The organism is Gordonibacter sp. An230, from assembly GCF_002159915.1.
Lineage (GTDB): Bacteria > Actinomycetota > Coriobacteriia > Coriobacteriales > Eggerthellaceae > Rubneribacter.
Genome location: NZ_NFJP01000002.1, coordinates 204,136 through 210,351, shown reverse-complemented (window position 1 = coordinate 210,351; position 6,216 = coordinate 204,136). Strand labels below are relative to the sequence as shown.

Below are 6,216 nucleotides of genomic sequence, written 5' to 3'. Positions count from 1 at the left end.
AAGCTCTGGGGCGCAATCGCCGCCATCGCCGCCCTCGCCGGCGCGGTCTGCCTGCGCGTGGTCTTCTACGAGCTGGGTCTGAGCGTCTTCATGTTCTACTAGGCCCGGCCCTTGTCGGCGGCGCCGCGGGGCGGGGAGGGCCGGCTTCGCGCCGGGGCGCCTCGCCTTCCGCCTCCGGGGCCGCCTTGGCCTCCCGCCGCCCCTTTCTCCCTTCGCCGCGGGGCCCCGCCGCGCGTGGTCCTCCCCATCTGAAGCGCCCCGCGCGGGCGCGGCTCCCCTCCCCGAACCCCCTTGCAAACGGGCGAGCCGCATCCGCGCGGGGGCACTCCGGACGGGACTGAAAACGGATCGGGACGAATCTTCGAGCCTTGCTTCTCGGGCGAAGTTCCCGTTGTTGGCGCTGCGTGTCAGCTGGTTTCAAAATTCATTATCGTTCTCGAGAGGCAGGGGGAGATGGGGTTCGTGTCGGAGGGAGGGGTAGGAGATCCCTTGGTTGCGCGGCGACATCTTCCGTTTGTCTCGGGGCGGGGTTTGCGCACGCGAAGCCCTTTCAAAAGCTTGGCGTTCAAGGTATCTTGCGAGTTTTCGAGTTTTTTCGCAAACGGACGGAGCACTTCCGGAGTAGCAAAGGGGGCTGGTCAGAACAGAGGAACCTCTCCCGCAAGAAATCGGTTTAGAGGACATGCGCTTGAACCTACGACCAAGCTTTGCGCATGAGAGACTTTTATGAAAGCGGTTATGCCTTTGGGCGATTTCACGCGACCGCTCTTGACTTCGACCGCGGTAACGGCATCTCTTTGCGTCAGCACGAAGCCCACCTCGCAGGAGCCCTGTCGTCACCAGCGCACGTCGAAGCGATTTTGCCTTGAGCGTGTGGGGAGGTACGCTCTCGCAGCACTCTCGACGAGGTGGCCCCTCCGTTCTGGGTCGGCAAGCGGGAACTCCCGGTATCTTCCGTACGATGCGGTTATGAGGGCCGTGTCGTACACCATGAGGCGTGAGCAGCTTGCCTTTTCTCGGATGAGTTTGGGATCGTATTTCTGCAGGCCGCAGAGCAGTCCTGCACCGTTGAGCAGATCGAGGTAGTGCGCGACGGTCGTAGTGTTTCCGGCGCCGTCCAGTTGACCGAGTATCCTGCGATACGATAGCTCCTGGCCAGAGCGCGATGCTCTTCCGTGCGCGCCTTCTTAGTGACCAATTGTGCTCAATAGTGGTACAAAATTGATCACTGAACAATCGACGGGCGCGTATCGGGCACCATACGGGGTGCATCGGGCGATTTTACAGGTTGCGCACCATATCCACGACCTCTTTGCGCGCATGGACGCCGAGTTTGGCGTAGATGTGCCGTATGTGGCTTTTAACGGTGCCGTTTGAGATGACAAGCTGCGTTTCGATTTCGGCTATGCTCTTGTCCTGTGCGAGCAGGGCGAGCACCTCTTCCTCTCGCTGAGTCAGTCCGTGCTCATGGGATATGATCGAGCATTTTCCTTGTAGGGTGGTGTAGAACTCGCCTACCGCATCGGTTCGTTTCTGGGGTAAGGGATTGATGCCCCATGTGCTGGTGAAATCTTTGTCCGAAAGGAACAACATGGCGCAGGTTACCACCAATACGATGGCGGCGGATCCCAGAATCGCATCGTTTGCCAATCCAGAAGACGAGAGCCATGCGTGCCCGCAGGCTGCAATCGTGCTGGCCAGGACGCGGCATGCCCGTGTGAGCCCGAACAGCCAGATGGCCGTCACGCCGTACGTGTAGGATATGGTGCTGAGGACGATGAGCGTGAGGATGACGAACCCAGAGAAACCCGCGTTGATAAGGGCGTTTCCTAAACCATCGAACCCATCATAGAAGGATATGAGCAAAAAACCTCCCACGATCAGCGGTGGCGTGAGTTTGTAAAGCATGCGCGCGTCGAACCGGTCAAACAAAAGCACGTTGGAGGCGAGCACCGCGAGCGCGATAAGCAGCATGCCCATCATGCCGACATCGTTCGCCTCAAAACTCATCGATCGGGCGAGCGTCGACACGAAGGCGTATACGGCCAGCAGGATGGAAGGGCGCCAGGGAAAGGTCCAGTGGGAATCAGCGCTCTCCCTCACCTCCTCTGCTTGGTTTGGCAGCAGCTTTGAGCTGAAGAAGAGCATAATCATGGAGGCCAGGGGGAGGATCGGCACAACCGTCGTCTGGGCGAGCGGGCTCAGCGCCGAAACAAGGTAGAAAAGCAGTGCGGCGGCGATGAACGATCCCGAATAAAAAATGCTCGTCTCTTTGCGAGGGAGGCTCGAGTACAGCTCGCTCCACAAGAGGATGAGCAATGCCGTTCCAATGCCGACAAGAACGTTTCCGACGACGAAGAGCGTCGGCTCGGCATGTCCGTCGAGCGGGGCGAGCGAGGCTAGGACGGTGCCCAAGCACGAAGCGATCCCCGCACCTGCTACGTAGGGCCGTTTTGCGGATATGGGTGCGATGCGCCGTGCGAACAATGCCGCACCCACCAGTCCGATAAGGTTCGCGAGGTTCGAGAGGATGAGGGAGTCGATGGCGCGGTCGGCGGTTTCGAAGAATCCTGTGGAGTAGTGGATAGTGAAGAGCCATGCGAGGTAGGCGCCCGCTCCGAGGAATCGTATGGGAACGACCCCGCTTCCCAGAGTCGCAGTCTTCCTTTCCTCTGCGCGTGCCTTCATGAAGCCCTCCCTGCGGCAATCCGTCCCCTTGGTCGATTATAGCAACCCGTGCGGAACCTTTCGGTGGGAAAAGCTCCCCCTGTCATTGAAGCGACTCATTGAACAGGCATTTTGATCAGGGATGACAAATATCATCCCTCGGAGGCGGAGGATCGTCCGGCCTCTCTTCTGGTCAGACGGGCTGAAGCGCTCCACTATGGAGCCGTCAACCGCGCCGGGACGGATGGGCTGTCTGCTCCGTCGTCCGGCCGAAAAGCGAATGGGCGGCGAGCGCCGCTCGGAAAGGAGATCGAAGATGAATCGTTGCGTCTCGATGAGTCGACGCGGATTTCTCGCGTTTGGGGGAGCGGCTGCTGCTGCACTGGCGACGGGTTCTTTGACAGGCTGCGCTCCGTCGATGCTGCAAGAGGGTGGGTCGGCAGAGGGGTCGGGCGGCGCGACGTCCGATGTTGCCGTGTGGGCTGGCGGAAAAGTAAGCGCTACCGAACTCGAGGCATCCGCAGTGGAAGGGGAGCCGATTGTGGATTTCGTCGAGGAGCTGAGTTTCGACGTGGTCGTGGTAGGGGCCGGGACGGCTGGGCTGCCAGCGGCACTTGCCGCCCACGAAGCGGGCGCGAGCGTGGCCGTGCTGCAGAAAGAGGCTTCCCCGGTTGCGCAGGGCATGCTGGCTGCACGGGTGGTGAAAGATCGAAGCACCGAGGCGGGCATGACCGCTTATCTGCATGAGCTCCACGAGTTGAACGCCCATCGTCCCCGGATCGATTTGCTTCGAGCCTATGTCGAAAGATCGCAGGAGGCGCTTGAATGGTACGAGAGCAAGCTTGCCGCTGCAGGGTTCGATGCGTGCGAGGAAAGCGATTCCAAAGACCACGTGTACGCTGACGGCAACTGCTATGTGCAAGGATTGCTGTTCTCCGACAGCATGCAGGCTCCCACGACGGCGCTCGCTGAGCAGGCTGCAAATGACGGCGTGGAGTTCTTCTACGAAACACCAGCCGTGCAATTGGTCACGGAAGGCGGTTCGATTGTCGGAGTGGTGGGGAGAACCGACGATGGCGAGTACAAGAAGTTCCTGGCTTCGAAGGGCGTCGTCTTGGCGACGGGGGACTATCAGAACAACGAGGCCATGGTCGAGCGCTATGTTCCCGATGCGCAGGACTTCGGCCGCAAGCAGATAAACAAGACGGGTGACGGGCATCTGATGGGCCTTATGGCCGGAGCGGTTATGGAACCTGGCAGCCCGAGCAAGATGATCCACGGCGGCAAAGGTTGCTTTCGCGAGGAGCCGTTCCTTGCCTTGAACTTGAACGGGGAACGCTTCATGTACGAGGACGTGCCGTATGGGGACCGCAATACCATATTGCGAGATCAGCCCGAGCACCGCATGGTCACGTTGTTCGATGCCAACTATGCCGATCAGGTGTACGGGTGGGGAAGCGATCCCACCGTTCCCACGGTGGCGAATGGCACGCCTGAGAAAATCGCGGCGTTCGTCGAAGACGGGACGTTGCTTGCCGCCGATTCCATCGAGGAATTGGCGCAGACCGTCGGCCTTCCTGTTGAAGCGACGGTTGCCTCGGTGCGGCGCTACAACGAGCTGTGCGCGAAAGGCGAGGATCTGGACTTCGGCAAAGCATCGAAATACCTCAGGCCGGTTGACACGCCGCCGTTTTATGCCATGCCGCGTGAGTATGCCGTGTCGGCTATCTTGGGCGGGCTTTTGGTGAATGCCGACGGCCAATGCCTGAACGAGGAGGGCGAGCCGATCAAGGGCCTGTACGCCGCTGGCAACTGCTCCGGTCCGTTTTACGGTCGTTACGATTACTCTCTGTCCACCATGGGCTTGTCGGTGGGCCGTTGCATCACATGCGGCTATCTAGCTGGTCGAGCGGTTGCGGGTGCATAAATAGATGGCATAGCCAAGTGTCTCGTGCATGGCTTTGCGCGATGGGGTTGATGCGACGCGCGGAGTGGGGCGCAGGGCCTGTCAAAAGGTTTTGCTGGCTGCCTTCGCCCTTCTCCGGCGTCAGCTTTCGTAATGATGGATGAGCAGCAGAAGCTCGCTTTGAGTGTGCACGTCCAGTTTGGCGTATATGTTGCGCATGTGGCTTTTCGCCGTTGACGTGCTCACCACAAGCGCTTCAGCAATGGCCGCTGCCGTCATTCCCTCCGAAAGAAGTACGAGTATCTCCTCTTCTCGCCTGGTCAATCGATACTCTTTTGCGATATCGCCGCACACTTGCGACGCGATTCCTTTTCTGGTCGTTTTTTGTGCCATTTCATGGGGGTCTGAATGGGTCGAGCCGTTTGGCGCGTATTTCTGACGACTGTGATCGAGGATAATTCCCACGATATTTCCCGCTATAAGCACCGTGATGAAGCCTATGGCGGCCAGTGTGTACAGCTGAGCGTTTGATGTGCCGGACAGAGCAGTGGAAAGGACTTTCCCTGTCTGGTACAAGATGAGCGCGATACCCCATGCGATAAGAGGCGATCGCTTATGCGGTATCAAGAACGGCACGATCCACATGAGGAACAAGGCCAGCTTCTGCACGATGTTGAGTGGCGCCACGTACAGGAACGAGAGGGAGCCGCCTAGCAGGTCGGTGAGGTATAGCGTCAATACGAGCAAAGGCAGCAAGAGCGGGTTGTACAATTCCAGCTTGCGACGACCCCAGAAGTGTGTGACGAGGGCCAAGATCAACAAGCTTGAGAGCATCGTTCCAAATGCGGCCGCCAGTTGGATGCTCAGCGATGTGATCGCTCGATCTTGGTTGGGCACCCATGAGAAGTGGACGTTGCCGAACACGAACGAATAGCAGGCGAGCGGCAGGAGGAAGATCAGCGCGGTGCTTGCGCGGGATGGCGAGTCGGTCATGAGGGATTGGTCGATTCCGGATGGACCGCAGGCTTCGATACCTCTGTCCGGCTGGTAATGATCGATCATCTGGAGGCGATCTTTGAACCAGTACAGGCAAGCGACGGAAAGAAACGGGACGAGCGCGAGCATGGTGTATGCCCCTCCTTCTTTAAGCAGTGCGGAAAGGGCGTTCACGCCGCTCAGGGCGAGCAGGGATAGCGCGAGCACGACGGCGAGAGGGCGCGCTCCTAAAGGGAGCAGCACCTCTGCCCAGCAAAGCATGAGCAGCAGTTCGCATGTGCGCCGGACGCATCGCGAAAGGAATACGAGTTCGTCCGGCGGGGGAACGGTCGTTACGCTTGTGGCGAGCAGCGCCGATCCGGCAAGAGCTCCGGCGATCACGAATCCTACGGTCATGTGGCGATGGAGTCTGAAAGTCGGTTTCGCATGATAGACGAGCAGAAAAGCGATGAGGATCGCTATCGCGACAATACCAGGAAAGGCGGAGGCGAGGCTTCCCGGTTGTGCGTCCTGAAACGACGACATGCGCGTGCTCTCGCTTGCGTAGAGCGAAAGAGAAAGCCCGATGATGGCGATATGCGTTCCTGGCGTGGCGTCGACGATCTTCGCAACGAGCGCTCTCGATCCCGTCTCCTGCATCGCACCCC

General features: G+C 59.5%; 3 protein-coding genes and 1 pseudogene. 1 reads left to right on the top strand and 3 read right to left on the bottom strand.

All coding sequences use genetic code 11. From position 1 onward, the window contains the following. Positions 1 to 836: 836 nt before the first annotated feature. Positions 837 to 1,157: pseudogene (locus B5F40_RS16915) on the bottom strand (DUF4143 domain-containing protein); the annotation flags it as partial. Between the two features lie 124 nt (positions 1,158 to 1,281). Continuing rightward, the gene (locus B5F40_RS02145; protein WP_087192727.1) at positions 1,282 to 2,688 is read right to left on the bottom strand and encodes a response regulator transcription factor; all 1,407 of its coding nucleotides are present in this window, start codon (positions 2,686 to 2,688) and stop codon (positions 1,282 to 1,284) included. A 295-nt stretch (positions 2,689 to 2,983) separates the two neighbouring features. On the opposite strand from B5F40_RS02145, the gene B5F40_RS02140 reads away from it, so the two are divergent. Further along, positions 2,984 to 4,594, top strand: coding sequence for an FAD-dependent oxidoreductase (locus B5F40_RS02140; RefSeq protein WP_162610862.1), 1,611 nt, complete (start codon positions 2,984 to 2,986; stop codon positions 4,592 to 4,594). 120 nt (positions 4,595 to 4,714) lie between these two features. On the opposite strand, the gene B5F40_RS02135 is transcribed toward B5F40_RS02140, so the two are convergent. Continuing rightward, positions 4,715 to 6,208 carry a helix-turn-helix transcriptional regulator gene (locus B5F40_RS02135; RefSeq protein ID WP_162610861.1) on the bottom strand — a complete coding sequence of 498 codons (1,494 nt, stop codon included), beginning with the start codon at positions 6,206 to 6,208 and terminating at the stop codon, positions 4,715 to 4,717. Positions 6,209 to 6,216: the final 8 nt, after the last annotated feature.